Annotated in this window: 32 protein-coding genes and 1 pseudogene; all 33 read right to left on the reverse strand. The window is 55.9% G+C overall.

The features are described 5' to 3' along the window. Positions 1 to 227: pseudogene (locus MVO87_RS09115) on the reverse strand (RNA-guided pseudouridylation complex pseudouridine synthase subunit Cbf5); the annotation flags it as partial. Positions 228 to 236: 9 nt separating this feature from the next. Further along, positions 237 to 476, reverse strand: coding sequence for a type II toxin-antitoxin system HicA family toxin (locus MVO87_RS09120; RefSeq protein WP_297514135.1), 240 nt, complete (start codon positions 474 to 476; stop codon positions 237 to 239). Next, positions 448 to 669, reverse strand: coding sequence for a type II toxin-antitoxin system HicB family antitoxin (locus tag MVO87_RS09125; RefSeq protein WP_297514132.1), 222 nt, complete (start codon positions 667 to 669; stop codon positions 448 to 450). Before MVO87_RS09125 ends, MVO87_RS09120 begins: the two co-directional genes overlap by 29 nt. Before the next feature lie 167 nt (positions 670 to 836). Further along, complete coding sequence (locus MVO87_RS09130) at positions 837 to 1,088, reverse strand: 50S ribosomal protein L14e (RefSeq protein WP_042692860.1); 252 nt, start codon at positions 1,086 to 1,088, stop codon at positions 837 to 839. Further along, positions 1,089 to 1,682, reverse strand: a complete 594-nt coding sequence (cmk, locus tag MVO87_RS09135) for a (d)CMP kinase (protein ID WP_297515910.1) — start codon at positions 1,680 to 1,682, stop codon at positions 1,089 to 1,091. Positions 1,683 to 1,691: 9 nt separating this feature from the next. Next, positions 1,692 to 1,961, reverse strand: coding sequence for a 50S ribosomal protein L34e (locus MVO87_RS09140; protein ID WP_297515913.1), 270 nt, complete (start codon positions 1,959 to 1,961; stop codon positions 1,692 to 1,694). A 42-nt stretch (positions 1,962 to 2,003) separates the two neighbouring features. Then, entirely contained in the window at positions 2,004 to 2,528 is a 525-nt protein-coding gene (locus MVO87_RS09145; RefSeq protein WP_297515907.1) for an EMC3/TMCO1 family protein, read from the reverse strand. Then, positions 2,521 to 3,111 carry an adenylate kinase gene (locus MVO87_RS09150; protein ID WP_042692850.1) on the reverse strand — a complete coding sequence of 197 codons (591 nt, stop codon included), beginning with the start codon at positions 3,109 to 3,111 and terminating at the stop codon, positions 2,521 to 2,523. Before MVO87_RS09150 ends, MVO87_RS09145 begins: the two co-directional genes overlap by 8 nt. Before the next feature lie 70 nt (positions 3,112 to 3,181). Beyond that, positions 3,182 to 4,633 (reverse strand): preprotein translocase subunit SecY, encoded by a 1,452-nt coding sequence (gene secY, locus MVO87_RS09155; protein ID WP_297515906.1) that lies wholly within the window; start codon positions 4,631 to 4,633, stop codon positions 3,182 to 3,184. Between the two features lie 29 nt (positions 4,634 to 4,662). Next, positions 4,663 to 5,109, reverse strand: a complete 447-nt coding sequence (locus MVO87_RS09160) for an uL15m family ribosomal protein (RefSeq protein ID WP_297515903.1) — start codon at positions 5,107 to 5,109, stop codon at positions 4,663 to 4,665. A gap of 11 nt (positions 5,110 to 5,120) precedes the next feature. Further along, entirely contained in the window at positions 5,121 to 5,588 is a 468-nt protein-coding gene (locus tag MVO87_RS09165; protein WP_297515900.1) for a 50S ribosomal protein L30, read from the reverse strand. Between the two features lie 11 nt (positions 5,589 to 5,599). Further along, on the reverse strand, positions 5,600 to 6,307 hold the full coding sequence (gene rpsE, locus MVO87_RS09170) for a 30S ribosomal protein S5 (protein WP_297552947.1): 708 nt from the start codon (positions 6,305 to 6,307) through the stop codon (positions 5,600 to 5,602). Next, on the reverse strand, positions 6,304 to 6,909 hold the full coding sequence (locus tag MVO87_RS09175; RefSeq protein WP_297512807.1) for a 50S ribosomal protein L18: 606 nt from the start codon (positions 6,907 to 6,909) through the stop codon (positions 6,304 to 6,306). The genes rpsE and MVO87_RS09175 overlap by 4 nt, the downstream gene beginning before the upstream one ends. Positions 6,910 to 6,919: 10 nt before the next feature. Beyond that, entirely contained in the window at positions 6,920 to 7,372 is a 453-nt protein-coding gene (locus MVO87_RS09180; RefSeq protein WP_297512809.1) for a 50S ribosomal protein L19e, read from the reverse strand. Further along, positions 7,372 to 7,755 carry a 50S ribosomal protein L32e gene (locus MVO87_RS09185; protein ID WP_297512811.1) on the reverse strand — a complete coding sequence of 128 codons (384 nt, stop codon included), beginning with the start codon at positions 7,753 to 7,755 and terminating at the stop codon, positions 7,372 to 7,374. Before MVO87_RS09185 ends, MVO87_RS09180 begins: the two co-directional genes overlap by 1 nt. Positions 7,756 to 7,765: 10 nt before the next feature. Beyond that, positions 7,766 to 8,320: a 50S ribosomal protein L6 gene (locus MVO87_RS09190; protein ID WP_297512813.1), complete on the reverse strand. Its 555-nt coding sequence runs from the start codon at positions 8,318 to 8,320 to the stop codon at positions 7,766 to 7,768. Between the two features lie 10 nt (positions 8,321 to 8,330). Continuing rightward, on the reverse strand, positions 8,331 to 8,723 hold the full coding sequence (locus tag MVO87_RS09195) for a 30S ribosomal protein S8 (protein WP_042692830.1): 393 nt from the start codon (positions 8,721 to 8,723) through the stop codon (positions 8,331 to 8,333). Positions 8,724 to 8,734: 11 nt separating this feature from the next. After that, a complete protein-coding gene (locus MVO87_RS09200; RefSeq protein WP_011250478.1) occupies positions 8,735 to 8,905 on the reverse strand; it encodes a 30S ribosomal protein S14 in 171 nt (56 codons plus the stop codon). Position 8,906: 1 nt separating this feature from the next. Next, positions 8,907 to 9,458: a 50S ribosomal protein L5 gene (locus tag MVO87_RS09205; protein WP_099209838.1), complete on the reverse strand. Its 552-nt coding sequence runs from the start codon at positions 9,456 to 9,458 to the stop codon at positions 8,907 to 8,909. Between the two features lie 11 nt (positions 9,459 to 9,469). Next, a complete protein-coding gene (locus tag MVO87_RS09210; protein WP_297512833.1) occupies positions 9,470 to 10,201 on the reverse strand; it encodes a 30S ribosomal protein S4e in 732 nt (243 codons plus the stop codon). Then, the gene (rplX, locus tag MVO87_RS09215) at positions 10,201 to 10,566 is read right to left on the reverse strand and encodes a 50S ribosomal protein L24 (RefSeq protein WP_042692823.1); all 366 of its coding nucleotides are present in this window, start codon (positions 10,564 to 10,566) and stop codon (positions 10,201 to 10,203) included. Before rplX ends, MVO87_RS09210 begins: the two co-directional genes overlap by 1 nt. Before the next feature lie 10 nt (positions 10,567 to 10,576). Further along, complete coding sequence (locus tag MVO87_RS09220) at positions 10,577 to 11,002, reverse strand: 50S ribosomal protein L14 (RefSeq protein WP_068665902.1); 426 nt, start codon at positions 11,000 to 11,002, stop codon at positions 10,577 to 10,579. Between the two features lie 4 nt (positions 11,003 to 11,006). Next, entirely contained in the window at positions 11,007 to 11,351 is a 345-nt protein-coding gene (locus tag MVO87_RS09225) for a 30S ribosomal protein S17 (RefSeq protein ID WP_042692819.1), read from the reverse strand. Next, positions 11,348 to 11,725 carry a ribonuclease P protein component 1 gene (locus tag MVO87_RS09230; protein ID WP_084606340.1) on the reverse strand — a complete coding sequence of 126 codons (378 nt, stop codon included), beginning with the start codon at positions 11,723 to 11,725 and terminating at the stop codon, positions 11,348 to 11,350. The genes MVO87_RS09225 and MVO87_RS09230 overlap by 4 nt, the downstream gene beginning before the upstream one ends. Beyond that, complete coding sequence (gene yciH, locus MVO87_RS09235) at positions 11,611 to 11,877, reverse strand: stress response translation initiation inhibitor YciH (protein ID WP_206205113.1); 267 nt, start codon at positions 11,875 to 11,877, stop codon at positions 11,611 to 11,613. The genes MVO87_RS09230 and yciH overlap by 115 nt, the downstream gene beginning before the upstream one ends. Before the next feature lie 36 nt (positions 11,878 to 11,913). Continuing rightward, positions 11,914 to 12,114: a 50S ribosomal protein L29 gene (gene rpmC / locus MVO87_RS09240; RefSeq protein ID WP_055429654.1), complete on the reverse strand. Its 201-nt coding sequence runs from the start codon at positions 12,112 to 12,114 to the stop codon at positions 11,914 to 11,916. Beyond that, on the reverse strand, positions 12,101 to 12,730 hold the full coding sequence (gene rpsC, locus MVO87_RS09245) for a 30S ribosomal protein S3 (RefSeq protein WP_297512822.1): 630 nt from the start codon (positions 12,728 to 12,730) through the stop codon (positions 12,101 to 12,103). The genes rpmC and rpsC overlap by 14 nt, the downstream gene beginning before the upstream one ends. A 5-nt stretch (positions 12,731 to 12,735) precedes the next feature. After that, the gene (gene rplV / locus MVO87_RS09250) at positions 12,736 to 13,206 is read right to left on the reverse strand and encodes a 50S ribosomal protein L22 (RefSeq protein WP_042692810.1); all 471 of its coding nucleotides are present in this window, start codon (positions 13,204 to 13,206) and stop codon (positions 12,736 to 12,738) included. 10 nt (positions 13,207 to 13,216) lie between these two features. Beyond that, positions 13,217 to 13,618, reverse strand: a complete 402-nt coding sequence (locus MVO87_RS09255) for a 30S ribosomal protein S19 (RefSeq protein WP_297552949.1) — start codon at positions 13,616 to 13,618, stop codon at positions 13,217 to 13,219. A 2-nt stretch (positions 13,619 to 13,620) separates the two neighbouring features. Next, on the reverse strand, positions 13,621 to 14,340 hold the full coding sequence (locus tag MVO87_RS09260) for a 50S ribosomal protein L2 (protein ID WP_042692804.1): 720 nt from the start codon (positions 14,338 to 14,340) through the stop codon (positions 13,621 to 13,623). An 11-nt stretch (positions 14,341 to 14,351) separates the two neighbouring features. Further along, complete coding sequence (locus MVO87_RS09265; protein WP_297512824.1) at positions 14,352 to 14,612, reverse strand: 50S ribosomal protein L23; 261 nt, start codon at positions 14,610 to 14,612, stop codon at positions 14,352 to 14,354. Positions 14,613 to 14,618: 6 nt separating this feature from the next. After that, positions 14,619 to 15,386: a 50S ribosomal protein L4 gene (rpl4p, locus tag MVO87_RS09270; protein ID WP_297512826.1), complete on the reverse strand. Its 768-nt coding sequence runs from the start codon at positions 15,384 to 15,386 to the stop codon at positions 14,619 to 14,621. A gap of 10 nt (positions 15,387 to 15,396) precedes the next feature. Beyond that, the gene (locus MVO87_RS09275) at positions 15,397 to 16,437 is read right to left on the reverse strand and encodes a 50S ribosomal protein L3 (RefSeq protein WP_297512828.1); all 1,041 of its coding nucleotides are present in this window, start codon (positions 16,435 to 16,437) and stop codon (positions 15,397 to 15,399) included. Between the last annotated feature and the right edge of the window lie 64 nt (positions 16,438 to 16,501).

Raw genomic sequence — 16,501 nt, forward strand, 5'->3', positions numbered from 1 at the left:
CCGGCCTTGCTCAGGTTGAAGAGCTTCTTAATCCACGCGACAACTTCATGGCTCGTCGGTCCAGGGGGTTTGTCGAGGTTGATTATGCCGAACTGCATGTGCATCTCCATCGGCCTCTTCTCGGGCGGAAAGCCCCACTTCGGGTTCGTCTCGGCCTTCTCGTCCTTAATTAGTACCTCTCGCTTTATGTCGGCCGGAAGGATTCTCCTCACTTCGTCCCTCGCCATGAGCATCACCTACGGGTCTTCGAGCGCTTTGATAAAGTCCTCCTTGCTTATTTGAGCAAGTCTCAGGACTCCCATCAACGTACCGGCTTTTAACTCTTTGTGAAGCGGGACCACGGTTCCTATTTTCCTGCCGTCAGCGTATTTAACGAGGACAACGTGGCTACCCCTCTGGCGGGACACCTCGAAGCCGAACTTTTTGGTGAGCACTTTAACGACCTCTTCACCCGAGAGCCTTGGCAACCTCGACATGGAAATCGCCCACGAACTTTACCCTCTCCAGTTCATTCCTCAGCTCTGGAAACTCCTCAAGGTACAGCTCAACGGCCTCTTTGAGGTTCTCAATTGCCTCCTCTATCGTCTCTCCCTGAGTGGTAACCCCCGTGAAGACCTCCCGAATGACGTAAACGCCCTCTTCCTCCCAGATGACGGCGTGGAGTTGCATCTCATTCACCCCCATAGAGTTCGAGTCCAGACTTAATAAACCCACCTGATACATGAAGCGGTACGTGAAAACCGCCAGTTGGGAAGGTATCTGCCCACAGAATGACGAAACGAACAGGGACCTGGAAGCGGTAAGAAGCTTATTGGAAGAAGAGTGAGGGAAAGCCCTCACTCAAGGCTTATGCCTGCTTCCTCAAGGGCCTTCTTTATCTCCTCGTCGGAGGCACCGCGCTCGATGTTGACCTTCTCCGGAAGGGGCTCGAGGTGCTTGACGTTCATCCTCCTGCGCTTGACCTTGTTGAGGCCAGCGCCGGTGACGAGGACGAAGTTCTTGTCGATTATGTCGGCAACGACGACCTTCTGTCCGGCCCTCCTTCCGGCAATAACGACGGCAATCCTTCCGACCTCAATAGCTGGCATTCATCCCACCTCCTTCTTTTCTTTTTTCGGGTTTACACCCGACCCCGCGTCGCCGTCGGGGTAAAGGTGGTCGATGGCGGCCTTCACAATCGCGAAGACCCCATCGGGACCCCATTTGGCAGTGTTTATGATTAAATCGTAAATCGACTTGTCCTCGATGTCGATACCGTAGAGGTTTAAATACCTTTTCCTGTTCTGCTTCTCCCTTTCGGCAATCTGAACGAAGGCCTCCTCGACGGAGATACCCTCCCTTTTTGCAACGCGCCTCGCGCGCTCCATTATCGGCGCGTCAAGCCATATCTTAAGGTCCGCGTTTTTGACCATCCACCCAGCGAGGCGGCCCTCAATGACGACGTTACACTCCTTGGCTGCCTCGACCTGTCTCCTGTCAACCTCCCTGTCTATCTCAGGGTGGAGCTCAACGTACTTCTGGAACTCCTCAAGGGTCATCCCCCTTTCCTTCGCCATCTGCCGGAATATCAACCCGGCGTAGATGTGCTTGAAGCCGTAGTGCTTGGCGAGGTTCCGACAGAGTGTCGTTGTCCCGGAACCTGCAAGACCGCTGACGGTGATGACGAGGCAGCCCTTCGGCATAGGCGCACCTCAGCTGAGGGAAGCCCTGACCTGGGCCTTCATGACCTTCCTCATACAGCTCGGGCAGAGGTTCGGGTAGGGCCTCTCGGGCCTCTTAGCGGTCTTCGGGAGCTTCCTGAGCTCGCTCGGCCTTCCACGCGGAACGCCGTTGAGGGGTCTGCCACACATAGCGCAGTGGGCAACCTTGGGCTTCCTCTTCTCGAAGTGGATTACGGTCCTTCCTCCGGGAGTCCTAACGTACTTCCTCCTCCATGACCTTGAGCGGTACATCGGCTTCATTACTCTCACCTCGCAACCCCTTTCAGCGGAGCGTTTTTAAATTTATCCCATGTCGAGGAGCTTTCTCAGTATCATACCCACAGCGTAGCTTGTGAGGAAGTACCATCCGAGGTAGCCGAGCTCGCTCGGAGGAAGGGCGGAGTGCTGCCACCTGTGGAAGAAGTCAAAGACGAAGAAGTTGAACGGTGCCTTAGCTATTGCCACTTCAACGTACCACCTTCTGAGCCAGCCGAAGAAAATCCAGAATATTGGCATTGTAAGTAACATTGGAACCATTTGCTGCTGCATGAGCTCGCTCTGCATTTTCATTAGCTCCATCTGCTTTTGCTGGGCTTTTCTGAGCTTTTTCTCGTCGCCACTCTTCTGGGCCTCCATCATTTCCTTCTGGACTTCCTTGGCGAGCTTCTGAAGCTTCTTCTGTTTCTCAATATCGGTGAAGAAGTAGTATATCAAGTTGTAGAACCCACCAATTATCGCTCCCGCGACTGTGATTACCCATATGGGGTGGTAGTTAAGAATGAACGGCCCAAAAATCTTGTCCAAGAATTCGTATATTGCATCAATCATACTCACTCACCGCCAGGTCCAGCACTTGAACGAGTTCGTTAACTGCCTCTTCGAGACCCTTATCCTCGTGGTTCTCGATTATCTTTATGAGGGCGTTTGAGTGCATAGCGTAGCTTATCGCAGCTGCCCTGTTGAGGTCCTGGTGCCTCTCAATCTGCTCCTCCGTCTCAACGTCCCTGTCCCTCTTGAGGTCGCGGAGGCGCCTTCCGAGTATCTCGCTCGGCGTCGCCTCGATTATCACTATGAAGTTGGGGTTTATGACCTCGATAACCTCCCTGGGAAAGCCGAGTAAGTAGCCAACTGGAGTTCTAATGGTCGCGTGGGTGTCGAGCAGTACAGGTTCCTCACGGGCTATCTCAACTATCTTCTGGGCGGCCTTGAGCTGGAGTTCCCTCTGCGTCTTCGGGTCGAGCTTCCTCATCTCGTCCCTGTGTTTCACCAGACCCGCCTTAACTGCCTCCTCGAACATTAAGTCACCGAAGTTGACGAGCCTGAACTTAGCCCGGGTTCTCTTAAGGGCGAGTCTTGTAATGGTGCTCTTGCCAACTCCTGGAATACCAGTAATCATGACCACAAACGGCATAGCTCTCACCCAGGGAGTTCTGGTTGGGTAAGGAAAAACGGCCTTAAAAGGTTTTGCAAAAAGGAAAGGGTCACTTGGCGAAGAATCTTCTGAGGGCCGGGAACATCTCCGTTGCCTGCTCCCTGGCAATCTCTTCGTAGAACCTGTAGAGTATACCGACCGTCAGCAGTATTCCAGTTCCAGTACCGAGGGCGCCAAGAAAGTCCGCGAGCACTGCCACCAGCGCCAGCGTGAAGGAGCCCCAGAAGGTAACGTAGGGTATGTAGCGCTGGAGAACCCTCTCAAGGATTCTCGGGTCGCGCCTGAATCCTGGAATCTGGAGGCCCGCCTGCTGGAGCTGTCTTGCTATGCTCCTCGCGTCAAGTCCGGTCAGCTCAACCCAGAGGAAACCGAATATCAGCGACCAGAATATCGTCATTATAGCGTAGACCAGCGCCCTGACGGGGTCATCGATGACGTGGAAGATGTCCCTTGGGGGATAGAGGTACGTGACGAAGCCGCTCACTGGATAGCCGTTCTCCCCAAAGGTTCCGAGCCATGTTATTCCGTAGTTGTTGAGGAGCCTAGCCCAGAGCTGGATGTTGGCGTAGAGGGCCATGGTGAGGATTATCGGAATGTTGCTGACGTACATGAACCTTATAGGATACCTGCCGCGGACGGTGACACGACCGTAGCTGAGCGGAATCTCAACGCGCATGCTCTCGAGATATACGACGATGAGGAAGATCACTATTGTTCCAAGGAGTTTAACCATATCCGGCAGGGTTCCACCACGGTAGATGGCCCCTGTTATATCGCCGTGAATTAGGTGCTGGATGAAGGCGGGGATGGCACCGACTATGGCAGGCTCCCCGGTCAGGGGGTCAATATACTCCTTGCTCGGTATCGGCGCGAGGGCTTTGTAAATGACCGTCTGTGAAACTCCCGCAGCAATGAAGAGACTGATACCACTGCCTATTCCCCACTTGCTGACGAGTTCATCGAGTAGTATAAGCATCGTGGATGCAAATCCAAGCTGGAGGATTATCAGGATTGCGAGGCCAAGACCTATGTAAACGAATCCATCGGGGCTCGTGACGGTCTGGAAGGCCCCTATTCCGGTGCTTACCTTACCAAACGCTCCTGCGAAGACGTAGATGGCCGCCTCGAAGAAGCTCATGAATACCGAAAACAGCTTCTGGGCGGCCTGATAGAACCTCCTATCCTCGGGATTTGAGAGGTCGAGCCTAACTATCTCGGAACCAACGAGAAGCTGCATGATTATACTCGCGGTAACGATGGGACCGATACCCAGCGTTAAAAGCGAACCGCTCTTACCGGCGAGCACGAAACGGAGCGTTGCAAAGTAATCCTGAACCTTGGGTGGGATTCCATACAGGGGGATTTCAGCGAGTATGAAGTAGAGCAACAGAACTATTCCAGTCCACATGAACTTCTCCTTGAGGGGAACGTGCCTCTTCGGCCTCTCAACCTCGGGGAAGTAGCGCTCTATGGCATATACAATGTCCCTTACCTTTCCCATAGCCGACACCCGCCAAAAGTTGAAAGAAATCAGGCGAGGATGACCTCGCCACCAGCGGCCTTAATCTTCTCCTCGGCCTTGGGGGTAACGTAGTAGGCCTTGACGACGATGGCGCGGGTGAGCTTTCCTGTACCAAGAACCTTGTCAACGCCGAGCTGGGTAGCGTCGAAGACGAGCTTTCCTTCCTCCTCGTAGATGATGCCCATGTCCTTGAAGAGCTCGAAGTTCTCGTCGATGTCGCTCAGGTTGATGACCTTGGGGATGTACTGAACGGCCTTGGGCCTGTGGAAGCCGCGCTTGCCGAGGTGGTCGGGGGCGTACTTGATGGTCCAGGTGAACTTCTGGTCCTTCCTCTTACCTGTGCCCGCCATACCGCGGCCTCCCTTGCTTCCGCCGCCGCGGTGCTTCTTCTTGCACCCCCATCCGTGAGTGTGACTCCCGCGAAGCTTCCTAACCTTCTTCCTCCTCCTAATCATCTCTCGCCACCTCAGAGCATTCTCTCTATGAGCTCGTTAATCTTCTCGCCCCTGTAGCCGAGGGCACCGCCCTCCTTGAAGGAGCGCTTCTTGCTTCCCTTGAGACCTCCCCTCGGCGGGTGGAGCCTGAAGACGGGCTTGATGTTGGGCAAATCCCTGAGCTTCATCTCGCCGTTGATGACCTTCTCAGCGAACTCCTCAATAGTCATTCCAAGCTTCTCCTGGACGTACTCATCGGTAATCGGCTTGTTGCCGACGAGCCTGCCCCTCTTCCTGAGGAGCTTGACGAGGGTCTCTTTGTCTATCTCGCCCCAGGTGATGTAGTCCTTGACCTTCTGTATCATTCCGCGGTAGCTCGGGGTGTCGTCGACTATGACGAGGTGGTTAATCCTGTGAAGGCGAAGCATGGCGAGGGTGTCCCTAACCTCGCCCCTCGCCCTAATCCCGCTCCTAAGCCTTATGAGTGCAAGCTTTGCCATCTTCTCTCACCTCACTCAAGGGTGAAGCTCTGGGGCATCGCCCTGCCAACGACGATACCGTACTTCTCCTCCATACCTGGCTGTATGGCTACGCGGTTGGTGTTGTAGAGGGCGTTGAAAACTGCCTTGGCGAAGTTGACGGTGGTTCTCGTCTCACCGAGGGTCTGGGACCAGACGTCCTGGACACCAGCGAGGCTGAGTATCTTCTTGCCGACGTCACCGATGACCAGTCCAAGACCACGCGGTCCGGGCATGAGCTTGACGCGGACGCTTCCCTCCTTACCCTCGACGGCGAACGGGATTGAATGGGGCCTCCTGCACCTGCACTCCCAGGAGCCACAGCCGCGCTTGATTTCGATGATGTTCATCTTGGCATAGCTGATGGCCTTCCTGATGGCTATGCCAACTTCCCTTCCGTGGCCGATTCCGAGGCCGACGTAGCCGTCCCTGTTGCCGACGGCAGCCAAAACGCGGAAGCGAATCCTTCTTCCACTGTCGGTCATTCTAACGGTCAAAGCTATGTCGAGCACTTCCTGGTTCTCCCTCAGGTTGACCTCGGGAAGGAGGACGTCGACTATCTCGGGCTCCTTTATCTGGTAGCCCTTCCTGAATATCTCGTGAATGTCAGTTATCTGGCCCTCCTTAACGAGCCTGCCGAGTTTCGTTTTAGGCTCCCACTCCTCAAGAACCCTCTGGGCAATCTCTCTCGGGTCGCTCATTCTCTCGCCCCCTCAAACTTCTCGATTATCTTGGCCTTAACCTCTTCAAAGTGTTCCGGCAGCTTCTCGGGCTCAAGGCCCTTGACGAGGTAGCCACCAAACTGCTTCCTGTAAAGGGCCTCGTCCTCCTCCTTGAGGGCCTTGGCGTACTCAGCAACGTGCTCGCCCCTTATCCTGTAGTCCTCCGGGAATATCTCCTCGCTGTGCGGGACGTTAAGGCCCGCATCAACCGCACCCTTGAGGACTGCGAAGACGCTTGAACCCCTGGTCGGCGGGTGAAGGCCTATGTCGAGTATGGCCTCCTCGATGCCGGCCTGCTTGGCCTTGTAACCGATGAGCAGGCCAAGTAGGTAAGCACTCGGGGTGTTTCCGGTGTGGCCCTTCCAGCCGTAGTCCCTTATGAGCTCCCTGGTGTGGGCTGAAACCACAGTCCTGTCGCCCTTCGGGTCGTAGACTATAATCTGTGCTATGTGGTGGTTAAGGCTCTTCCTCACGACGAGCCTCGGCTTCTTGCTCTTGAGGAGCTTGAGCCTCTTGTGGTAGTTGGTCTTACCCTCTCTCCTCCTCCTGAAGGGAACCCTATACCTTGGTCCTCTCGCCATTTATCTCACCTCACTCCTTCAAGATGCCGTGCTCCTGCATGAACAGGTAGAGCTGCCTCTTGTTCTTGAACTGGCCACCCTTGGCCCTGATGTAGAGCCTCCTGTAGGTGTGAGCATCGAGCTTGCCCTCGGCCTTGAGCTTCCTAAGTTCTTTCCTGAGGGCCCTTATGGTCATCATCCAGCGCTCCTTCTTGCCCATCCTGGCGGTCTTCTTACCCTTCCTGCTTCCGGGACCCCTATGGCGTCCCTTCTTCCTCGCCTCGTGGAAGGCCCTCGCCCTGGCCCTGCTCTGGCCCTTGATGGGCTTCTTCTTGATGACGCCGTCGTGGATGAGCCTCTTTATGTCCTCCCTCGTTATTGCCGCGGCAACGTCGTCAATCCTCTCGGGGTCAATCCAAACCCTGTTCTCACCGCACTTCAAAATGTCAGCGGCAATCCTTCTCTGCATCTTAAGCATGAGCATCACCTCGCGTTGAGGACCTTAATTCCGAGCTCCTTGGCCCTCGCGATTATAAGCTCCCTCTTCCTCGCGCCGACGGTTCCAGCTATCCTCGCTACCTGTCTGGTTGGGTCTATTGCCTCGAGCTCCTTGACGTTGTGAACGAGGACCTCCTCGTAACCGCTCGGGTGAAGCCCACGGACAGCTTTAGGTGAGCTCCAGCCTATGCTTGGTGAGCGGGGCTTGCCCTTCTTCTTGAGCCTCATCTTGCTGTCGATTCCCTTGGGCCTGCGCCACTTGGGGTCGTTCTTGAACTTGGGATACCTCCACCACTCCTGACGGAGGAACTTGGGCTTCTTCCTCTTGAGCCTGGCCCTCACCCTAAGGAGTCTCGCCTTCTCGTCCATTTCTCACACCTCAGAACTTTATCGGCTTGCCAGCCTTCTCAACTATGTAAATACCATCCTGGAAGACACGCCTGTCCCACTTCGTTATCCTCGTGGCCTGCTCGATGTTGGCCGCAGTCTGGCCAACCTTCTCTTTGTCTATGCCCTCAACGGTTATCTCCTGACCGCGAACCTTGACGGTAACGCCCGGGAGGATTTTGGCCCTCCTCGGAGCCTTCTCACCGAGGAAGTTCTCGATGATGACCTCGTCACCCTGAACCTTGACGGTGACCGGGAAGTGGCTGTAAACGACCTTGAGCTTGTAGGTGAAGCCCTCGGTGACGCCCTTAATCATGTTGGCTATGTGGGCCTTGAAGGTCCTCACGATGGCAATGTCCTTCTTCCTCGGGAACTCCTTATATATGACAACCTTGCCGTCCTCGGTGAATATCTTAACGCCCGGGTACTTGAGCTCTCTCTGGAGCTCCCCCTTGGGGCCCTTGACCTTGACGACGTCCTTCTCAACGGTGACCTCGACTCCCTCTGGAATCTCAACCTCTTCCCTTACCCACGCGTCTATCGGCATCGCTCTCACCTCAGTAGACGTAGGCTATCAGCCTTCCGCCGATGCCCTTCTCACGGGCCTCCTTGTGGGTCATAACGCCCTGGGAGGTGGACACTATGAGGATTCCGAACTCAAACGCTGGGAGGAACCTCTTCTCCCAGTACTCGTAGTCCCTGGCCTTGACCGGGAACCTCGGCTTAATTGCTCCTGCCTTGTTTATCTTGCCTATGAGCTGAACCCTGTAGATGCCGGCCCTTCCATCGTCTATGAACTCGAACTCGCCGATGTAGCCGTTCTCCTGCATAACCCTGAGAACCTCACCGATGAGCTTCGAGGCGGGCTTTATGTAGACCTCCTTCTTTCCAACCCTCTCGCTGTTGGTCATGTGGGAGAGAGCGTTCGCAAGCGGGTCAAGCAGAGTCATCGCTTCTCACCTCACTCATACTTCTTGAAGCCGAGTTTTGGAGCGACCTCGCGGAAGCAGTGCCTGCAGAGCATAAGGCCGTGTATCCTGATTATCGGGCCGTACTGGCCGCAGCGCATGCACCTTCTCGCTCCCTTACCAAACTTCCTCGGCTTCCTCTTGTTGTAATCAGCCTTCGCCATCTCACAATCCCTCCACGTTGACCTTGAACTCCTCAATAGCGAAGACTATACCCTCTTCCTTCGTCAGCTTGTGCCTGGTCGGTATCTTCCTCCTCTGCCTCTTCCTCTTGGCGACCCTAAAGCCGGGCCTCTCAAGGGTGACGCAGACGTCCATACCGAAGATACCTATCTCGGGGTCGTACTCGACGCCCGGTATGTTGATGTGCTCCTGGATTCCAAAGCAGAAGTTCCCGTGCTCGTCGAAGTTGCCGACGCTGAGCTTCCTATCAACGGCCTCAAGGAGCCTGTCAAGCATCTCGTAGGCCTTCTTTCCACGAAGGGTGACCTTAACCGCTATCGGCTCACCGCGCCTTATTCCGAAGTCCTTGTTGGTCTGCTTCGCGCGTCTCCTTATCGGCTTCTGGCCGACGAGGTCCTGGAGCATCTTCTCGGCCTTGGTAAGCCTCTCACCGCTCTCGCCAACACCTATGTTTATGGTGAGCTTCGCAATCCTTGGCTTCCTCATCGGGTGAGCTTCCCAGTCTGCAAGGATAGCCTCCCTGTTAATCTGCATCGTCTCTCACCTCACGGAAGGGAAATCTCCGGCTTGTCCTTACCAACGACGAAGGCGTACTCCTTCAGAGTGTCGAAGAGCTCGCCGTTCTCGTCCTCGATGGTGACGACGTCGGGCCAGCCCATCGGGAAGTGCCTGACCTCGACTATCTTACCCTTCCTCGCGACGTTCTTACCCTGGGTAACGAAGACGTAGGCACCGACCTCGAAGGGCAGTATCTTGACTATCTGCCTCTCCGGAACCTTCATGATGACGGTGTAGGAGGTCTTGTAGGCGTCCTTCTCGGCGAGGCTGACGAGGTGGTTGCTTCCGTCGTGGAGGTTGAGCTGAACCTTGGCGCCCTTGACCATCCTCTTGTTGTCAATCCTGAAGGGCTTGAGCTTTGCCTCTTCCTCGCTTATCGGGTGGAGGATGAGCTTGCCAATCCTGTTGGGCAGAACCCTGTAGTGCTCGCTGGTCTCGGGAATCGAGACGACATCCATGATTCCAACCGGGAACTTGTAGTCCTTCCTAACGCGCCCGTCAACGAGTATCCTGCCCTCGTTGAGTATCTTCCTAGCTTCCCTCGCGGTTCTCGCGTAGCCAAGGTAGTCCCTGACTATGTAGAGGAGCGGTATGGAAGTCTTCATGCTGTGCGGACCTGGGCTCGGGCGAACGGCCCACTTGTAGGCCTTCCTGTGGATGTACCAAGCGGTTGGAGCGGCAAGCCTCTTAAGGTGCCTCTTCGGACCCTTTCTCGCCATCACTCAGCCCTCCTCTTAATTATCTTCTCTCTCCTCTCATCGTCGAGGTTGAGCTCGACAATCATAACGTTCGACGGGTGGAGCGGGTAGTAAACCTCGGTTCCGTCGGTTCTCTTCTGAGTAACACCCTCAACGTGAATCCTGTACCTCTTGAGGTCGACCTCAACGACCTTTCCTTCCTTGCCCTTGAAGTCTCCGCGCATGACCTTGACCTTGTCGCCAACCCTAATCGGGAGGTTCCTGATGCCGTACTTCTCCCTCAGCTCCTTGCTCAGGGTCGCGCTCATTATCTTACCCCTGAGGTGAAGGGGAGCGTTGTAGAGGAACTTCCTCTGCTTTCTCGGCTGCTTCATATCAAGCTTCATAACTCTCACCTCACAGCACTATGCTCGCTATGCTACCGAGCCTGACCCACCTCTCGGCGGCCTCCCTGGCTATGGCACCTCTGATTTCGGTTCCCCTCGGAACGCCTTCGGGGGTGACTATGGCAGCGGCGTTGTCCTCAAACTTAACGCGCATGCCGTCAAGCCTTCTGTACTCCTTCCTCTGCCTGACGACGACGGCCCTGACGACCTGGTGCCTTATGTCGGGCCTTCCCTTCTTGACGGTGGCAACGACCATGTCGCCGACGCCAGCTGAAGCGAGCCTCCTCCTGGTTCCCTTGTAGCCGACGACGCCGATTATCTGAATGACCTTGGCACCGCTGTTGTCGGCGACCTTGAGGTAGGCCCCAATCGGAAGAGCGCGAGTTGGCCTGACGGGGCTTATACCCCTGGTCGCACCGGCACCCTTCTTGGCCATTGCCTCACACCTCCTCCTTCCTCTCGGCCCTCTCAAGGACGGCCACGACGACCCAGCTCTTGGTCTTGCTTATCGGCCTGGTCTCGGCTATAAGGACTTTGTCTCCAACCCTCGCGTTGATGCACTCCGGGTTGTGGGCGTGAACCTTGCTCCTCCTGAGCTCGTAACGCTCGTATTTCTTGAGGTAGTGGTAGTACTGTCTCTCGACGACGACGGTCTTCTTACCCTTGTCGCTGACGACTATACCCTCAACGTATCTCCCGTGTATCTTGAGGTTCCCGTGCCAGGGGCACTTGGGGTCGTTACACACCTCAGCGGGAGGCTGAACCCTCAATCCAATCTCTCTCATTTCCGCCACCTCTTCTTGAGTCTCATCTCAGGCCTTCCAATCAAATCACGACCGTTGATTCGGATTTTCTCATCGCCGAGGTCGAACTCAATCTCGACCACGTCCTTTGGAACGACCCAAACCCTCTCCCCACCTATGGTGAGGGTGTTCCTCGTCTCGTCAAGGACGTAGCCCTCGATGCCGACCAGCTCTGGATGAGATGCCCTTATAATCTTTGCTTTGAGGCCTATGAGCTCGTGCCAGACTATGTTTTTCCGCGTCACTCGACCTCTATGAGCTCCTCTGAAAATCCAAGGTCTGCGAGCAGCTTCTTGATACGGTCCCTGTGGTCGCCCTGGAGCTCTATCCTTCCCTTCTTTACGGTTCCGCCACATGCCAGCTTCGCCTTCAGCTTCTTTGCTATGTCTTCGAGGTCGAACTCCTTCTCGTCTATGCCTTCGATTATGGTCTTAAGCTTTCCGTAGCGGGCCCTCTCGATGTAGACCCTAATCCTCTGCTGCTCCTTCAGGACCTCCTTAAAGAGCATCTCATCCAGAGGGTTCACAATCCTCGGCACCTAACCTCACCTTTTCTCCCTAAGCTTCTCCTTCTTTATGGTAAGCAGGCGCGCGATGTCGCGCCTGAGGTTGCGGATGACCATGGGGTTCTCGAGGGAAGCCCCCATGGTGAGCACGCCACGCTCCTTGGCAAGCTCAAGCCTGAGCTCCCTAATCTTTTTGTCTATCTCCTCGATACTCATCTCTCTAATCTCACTGGGCTTCATCGGCGCTCACCTCTTCCTCGACTATGTCTTTGACCTCAATCTCATCTGGCAACCTCGCGTCGGGCGGCATGATAGCAACCTTAACGCCAATAACACCGAGCTTAAGCAGGGCCTGGGCATAGCCCTTGCTGACGAGGGTCTCGGCCGGGTTGCCGACCTTGGCGAGGTAGCCCTGGTAGAACCTGACGCTTTTAGCTCTTTCACCGGTGAGCTTTCCGCTGAGCCTAATCTCAACACCGCGAGCACCGTTCCTCATGATGGCCCTGATTGCTGAGTAAGCGGCCCTCCTGAAGTGGATTCCCCTCTCAAGGGCCTGGGCGAGCCTTACGGCCTGAACCTTAGCGTTGAGGTAGGGGTTCTTGATTTCCTCGACCTCAATCTGCGGGTTCTCGAGGCCGAACTGCCTCTCAAGGATTCTGGTGAGCTCCCTTATCCTCCTTCCACCCCTGCCTATGACGTAACCGGGGCTGGCAGCGAAGATTATAACCTTGGTTCCAAGGGGAGTCTTCTTGATGTCTATTCCACCGTAACCCGCCCTGCGAAGCTCCTTCTCAAGGTATTCGTCGATGAGCATCTCCTTAACGCCTTCCTTGATGAAGTACCTCTCGATGGCCAAAGGTCTCACCTCCTAATCTCCTCGACGACTATCTCAATGTGGGTTGTCTGTTCGTTGAACGGGGTGGCCCTTCCAAAGGCCCTCGGGATGTAGCCCCTGAGGACAGGCCCCCTGTGGGCGGCCGCGTGGATTATCTTGAGCCTGTCGACATCGAGGCCCTTCTGCTCGGCGTTGTTCTTGGCGTTGAGGAGTATCTTCTTGACGGCCTTGGCGACCTTAACCGGGTAGCGACCTGGACCGAAGCCCTTGCCCGGCTTGTGGCCCTGGCTGTCGTTGTGGCGCTTCATCGGAACGGGTCTCCTGAGGTTTATAACGTCGTCGAGGTACTTGAGGGCGTCGTTGAGCATCATGCCCCTTATCTCCCTGAGGAGCTCAACGCTGTGCTTGGGTGAAATCCTGAGGTCCCTTCCGCTCGCGCGAGCCATCCTCTCGGGGTCAAAATTTTGGAATGAGTAGGAAAACCTGCCCCTGCTCATCTAAACCACCTCACTTGATTGCCACGAACATTGATGACCTCGTAGCACCGACACCTGGTGAGCCGTGCTGGACTATCTTCCTCGTGAGGGCGAACTCACCGAGGTAGTGGCCTATCATCTCCTCCTTTATCTCAATCGGAACGAACTCCTTGCCGTTGTAGACGTGAATTGTGATGCCCACCATCTCGGGGAGGACTATCATGTCCCTGCTGTGGGTCCTTATGGGCTTGCTGTACTTGCCCTTCTTGGCAAGCCTAATCTTTCTGAGGAGCTTCTTCTGCTCCGGGGAAAGGCCCCTCTTGAGGCTCCTCCTCTGCCTGGCCGGGAGGAGCTTGGCGAACTCCTCAAGGGACATGTTGAGCAGTTCGTCGAGCGTGTAACCCCTATACCTAAACTCCTTCTTTCTCGCCATCTTCACTTCCTCCTACCGGTTCTTCTCGCGGCTATGTGACCAACCTTCCTTCCAGGCGGAGCGCGCCTCGAAACGGTTGAAGGCCTACCGATGTGGTGCTCCTTACCACCGTGCGGGTGGTTGACCGCGTTCATCTTGACACCCCTCGGCTTGGGCCAGAACCTGTTCCTGGCCTTGGCGATGTAGTAGGCCTTACCCGCCTTGACTATCGGCTTCTCGAGCCTTCCACCGCCAGCAACGACACCGATGGTGGCCCTGCACTCGGGCTTGAACTGCTTGAGCTCACCGCTCGGAAGCTGAACGATGACCTTGTCCTTCTCCCTGCTGACGACGAGGGCATAGGTTCCTCCAGCGCGGACGTACTTACCGCCGTCGCCCGGAACGCCCTCGATGTTGTAGACGTAGGTTCCCTCCGGTATCTTGGCAAGCGGGAGGGTGTTGCCTATGGCTATCGGGGCCTCGGGTCCGATGTAGACCTCCTGGCCGACGAGAACTCCTTCGGGGGCGAGGATGAGCTTCTTGGTTCCGTCCTCGAACTTAACGCGAGCGACTGGGGCAGTCCTTCCAGGGTCGTGGAGGATTTCCTCAACGACTCCCCTGAGGGTCTTCTCCTTCACGACGTTGAGAGGAACGTACTTAACAGCGCCCCTGTACCTGTGGGAAGGAGCGCGGAAGGTCGTGGTTCCCTTACCCCTCCTTTGCTGTATGAGACTCTTTCCCATCTCACATCACCTCAGAACAATCCCAACCTTGCGGCAACCTCACTCGCATCGTATTCGGGCTTGAGCTTGACGTAGGCCTTCTTTTCGCCCTTCATGGTGATGAGGGTGTTGACCTTCTCGACCTTGACGTTGAACATCTCTTCCACGGCCCTCTTGATGTCGGTCTTCGTGGCCCTCCTGTCCACTATGAAGGTGAGCTTGTTCTCCCTCTCTATGAGCGAAACGGCCTTTTCGGTAACGAGCGGCCTTATGATAACCTTATAGGGGTCCATCTCTCATCACCCGTAGATTTCCCTAAGCCTCTCTATAGCGCCCTTAGTCCAGATGGTAAGCCTTCCAGGGTGAGTTCCGGGCGCAAGAAGCTCAACGCCAAGGTTGTCAACGGTAACGACGTCAACGCCCGGGTGGTTCCTCGCTCCCTGGACGATTCCCTCGTTCTTGGCAACGACGATGAGCGGGCCCTTGGCCTTCTTATACCTCCTTCCGCGCATCTTGCCCTTACCGGCCCTTATCTTGGTGTTCCTCTTGGCCCTCTCGATGTCGTCCCAGACGCCAAGCTTCTTGAATATCTCCCTGGTCTGGGCGGTCTTGAAGACCTTCTCGAGGTCGTCAACGACGACGAGCGGGAAGGCCGGAACGTTGTCAACCACGTGGCCCCTCGCCTTAACGAGGTCTGGGTTGGCGGTGGCAGCGATGGCGCTCATTATGGCAAGCCTGCGCTCCTTCTTGTTGATGTCCTCCCAGATTATCTTCTCGACCTTCGGCGGGTGGGTTCTCCTTCCACCGCGAGCGAAGGGAACAAACGCTGCGAACCTCGGCGGGGTCTTTATCCTCTCGACCCTCGCCATTCCGTGGCCCTTACCGATGTTCTCCGTGACGCGTCTCTTTCCAGCGAGCGGGTCCCTTCCCTGGGGCTGTATCCTGTGGGTCCAGGAAGCGATGACAGCTCTCCTGATGAGGTCGGGCCTGAAAGGAGTGCTGAACACCTTGGGGAGCTCTATCTCCTCAACGGGCTCGCCTTCGAGGTTGAAGACCTTAACCTTCATCTATCTCACCTCACTGCTTGGACTCCCTACTGACGTAGGTTATCTGGGGCCTCTCAACGGGCGGCTTCTTCTTGGGCGGCCTTATAGCGGGCCTGACCCTGATAATCCTCTTAAAGGCTCCAGGAACGCTACCCTCAATTATAAGGAAGTCGCTCCTGACGATTCCGTAGTGCGGGAAGCCACCCTTCGGGGTTATCTCAATCTCGTTGCCGTTAAGGTTAAGCTTTCCGTTCTCGCCTATGGCGATGAGCCTCTTGTTGAACTCGGTCCTGTGGTGGAAGCCCATCTGACCGGCCTGCGGAACGGTCCACATGACCCTCGCCGGGTGCCATGGACCGAGGTTTCCAACGTGCCTGCCCTTTCCAGCCCTCTGGGCCTTGTGGAACTGAACCTTAATGCCCCAGCGCTTGACCGGGCCCTGAGTGCCCTTACCCTTGGTGACCGCTATGACGTCGAGGAGCTCACCCTCGTGGAGAACCTCGCTTGCGCGGAGCTCCTTACCTATCTTCTCCTTGGCATACTCGAACTTGGCCTTGACGTCGTCGCCACCGATGGCGTACTCCATGACCTCCGGCTTCTTCTTGAGCTTGATGAGCCAGGGCTGGGTGTGGACGAGAAGCCTGACGTCAACAATCTCGCCGTCGTTAACGAGGTCCTCAAGCTGACCGAGCTTGGCCTTGAAGGCCTCCTCGTCGTAGTTCTTCGGCAGGGTCTTTATTCTTCTCTTAACGTTGTCGTTGAGCTCGTGGAACCAAACTTCAGTGGCGGTCTCAAGGCCAAGGTAGCCCTGCTTGTAGGCCCTGATTCCGTAGACGAAGAGCGGTGGAACCTCAACTATGGTCACGGGCACGAATATCTCCTTGCCCTTGGTGAGCCCGGGGCTGTCGTCTATCATGAGGATGTGGGTCATTCCGGCCTTGTAGCCAGCAAAGCCCAGCATCCTGACCTCACTGTCCTTTGGCCACTTCTTGATTCTCGGGACTACACTCCTAGCCCTTTTTCTCGGGCTGAAGGCGAGTGAACCTCTCCTTGGTCTGTGAACCTTTCCCATCTCAATCCCTCCTCATGAGATTGAATATCGCCAGCGTGGCGAGGAGCGCCTCCTCGGTGCGGAC

Source organism: Thermococcus sp. (assembly GCF_027063845.1).
Classification (GTDB): Archaea; Methanobacteriota_B; Thermococci; order Thermococcales; family Thermococcaceae; genus Thermococcus.

What these genes read in the sequence shown, in the direction of transcription:
- MVO87_RS09120 (WP_297514135.1), bottom strand. Translation starts at nt 476, where the DNA reads ATGTCGAGGTTGCCAAGGCTCTCGGGTGAAGAGGTCGTTAAAGTGCTC.
- MVO87_RS09175 (WP_297512807.1), bottom strand. Translation starts at nt 6,909, where the DNA reads ATGGCGAGAGGACCAAGGTATAGGGTTCCCTTCAGGAGGAGGAGAGAG.
- rpsE (WP_297552947.1), bottom strand. Translation starts at nt 6,307, where the DNA reads ATGAGCGACCCGAGAGAGATTGCCCAGAGGGTTCTTGAGGAGTGGGAG.
- MVO87_RS09195 (WP_042692830.1), bottom strand. Translation starts at nt 8,723, where the DNA reads ATGACTCTGCTTGACCCGCTTGCGAACGCTCTCTCCCACATGACCAAC.
- MVO87_RS09185 (WP_297512811.1), bottom strand. Translation starts at nt 7,755, where the DNA reads ATGGACGAGAAGGCGAGACTCCTTAGGGTGAGGGCCAGGCTCAAGAGG.
- MVO87_RS09225 (WP_042692819.1), bottom strand. Translation starts at nt 11,351, where the DNA reads ATGAGAGAGATTGGATTGAGGGTTCAGCCTCCCGCTGAGGTGTGTAAC.
- MVO87_RS09145 (WP_297515907.1), bottom strand. Translation starts at nt 2,528, where the DNA reads ATGATTGATGCAATATACGAATTCTTGGACAAGATTTTTGGGCCGTTC.
- MVO87_RS09180 (WP_297512809.1), bottom strand. Translation starts at nt 7,372, where the DNA reads ATGCTCATGCTTAAGATGCAGAGAAGGATTGCCGCTGACATTTTGAAG.
- MVO87_RS09125 (WP_297514132.1), bottom strand. Translation starts at nt 669, where the DNA reads ATGCAACTCCACGCCGTCATCTGGGAGGAAGAGGGCGTTTACGTCATT.
- rpmC (WP_055429654.1), bottom strand. Translation starts at nt 12,114, where the DNA reads ATGAAGCCCAGTGAGATTAGAGAGATGAGTATCGAGGAGATAGACAAA.
- yciH (WP_206205113.1), bottom strand. Translation starts at nt 11,877, where the DNA reads ATGCTCTTTAAGGAGGTCCTGAAGGAGCAGCAGAGGATTAGGGTCTAC.
- MVO87_RS09150 (WP_042692850.1), bottom strand. Translation starts at nt 3,111, where the DNA reads ATGCCGTTTGTGGTCATGATTACTGGTATTCCAGGAGTTGGCAAGAGC.
- secY (WP_297515906.1), bottom strand. Translation starts at nt 4,633, where the DNA reads ATGGGAAAGGTAAGGGACATTGTATATGCCATAGAGCGCTACTTCCCC.
- MVO87_RS09260 (WP_042692804.1), bottom strand. Translation starts at nt 14,340, where the DNA reads ATGGGAAAGAGTCTCATACAGCAAAGGAGGGGTAAGGGAACCACGACC.
- MVO87_RS09160 (WP_297515903.1), bottom strand. Translation starts at nt 5,109, where the DNA reads ATGATTAGGAGGAGGAAGAAGGTTAGGAAGCTTCGCGGGAGTCACACT.
- rplX (WP_042692823.1), bottom strand. Translation starts at nt 10,566, where the DNA reads ATGAAGCTTGATATGAAGCAGCCGAGAAAGCAGAGGAAGTTCCTCTAC.
- MVO87_RS09130 (WP_042692860.1), bottom strand. Translation starts at nt 1,088, where the DNA reads ATGCCAGCTATTGAGGTCGGAAGGATTGCCGTCGTTATTGCCGGAAGG.
- MVO87_RS09190 (WP_297512813.1), bottom strand. Translation starts at nt 8,320, where the DNA reads ATGCCGATAGACGCGTGGGTAAGGGAAGAGGTTGAGATTCCAGAGGGA.
- rplV (WP_042692810.1), bottom strand. Translation starts at nt 13,206, where the DNA reads ATGAGCAGGGGCAGGTTTTCCTACTCATTCCAAAATTTTGACCCCGAG.
- MVO87_RS09265 (WP_297512824.1), bottom strand. Translation starts at nt 14,612, where the DNA reads ATGGACCCCTATAAGGTTATCATAAGGCCGCTCGTTACCGAAAAGGCC.
- MVO87_RS09255 (WP_297552949.1), bottom strand. Translation starts at nt 13,618, where the DNA reads ATGGCGAGAAAGAAGGAGTTTAGGTATAGGGGTTACACGCTCGACGAA.
- MVO87_RS09220 (WP_068665902.1), bottom strand. Translation starts at nt 11,002, where the DNA reads ATGGCCAAGAAGGGTGCCGGTGCGACCAGGGGTATAAGCCCCGTCAGG.
- cmk (WP_297515910.1), bottom strand. Translation starts at nt 1,682, where the DNA reads ATGCCGAAGGGCTGCCTCGTCATCACCGTCAGCGGTCTTGCAGGTTCC.
- rpl4p (WP_297512826.1), bottom strand. Translation starts at nt 15,386, where the DNA reads ATGAAGGTTAAGGTCTTCAACCTCGAAGGCGAGCCCGTTGAGGAGATA.
- MVO87_RS09275 (WP_297512828.1), bottom strand. Translation starts at nt 16,437, where the DNA reads ATGGGAAAGGTTCACAGACCAAGGAGAGGTTCACTCGCCTTCAGCCCG.
- MVO87_RS09210 (WP_297512833.1), bottom strand. Translation starts at nt 10,201, where the DNA reads ATGGCGAGAAAGGGTCCGAAGAGGCACCTTAAGAGGCTTGCCGCTCCA.
- MVO87_RS09165 (WP_297515900.1), bottom strand. Translation starts at nt 5,588, where the DNA reads ATGGCAAAGCTTGCACTCATAAGGCTTAGGAGCGGGATTAGGGCGAGG.
- MVO87_RS09230 (WP_084606340.1), bottom strand. Translation starts at nt 11,725, where the DNA reads ATGTGGCGGAACCGTAAAGAAGGGAAGGATAGAGCTCCAGGGCGACCA.
- MVO87_RS09205 (WP_099209838.1), bottom strand. Translation starts at nt 9,458, where the DNA reads ATGCAGATTAACAGGGAGGCTATCCTTGCAGACTGGGAAGCTCACCCG.
- MVO87_RS09200 (WP_011250478.1), bottom strand. Translation starts at nt 8,905, where the DNA reads ATGGCGAAGGCTGATTACAACAAGAGGAAGCCGAGGAAGTTTGGTAAG.
- MVO87_RS09140 (WP_297515913.1), bottom strand. Translation starts at nt 1,961, where the DNA reads ATGAAGCCGATGTACCGCTCAAGGTCATGGAGGAGGAAGTACGTTAGG.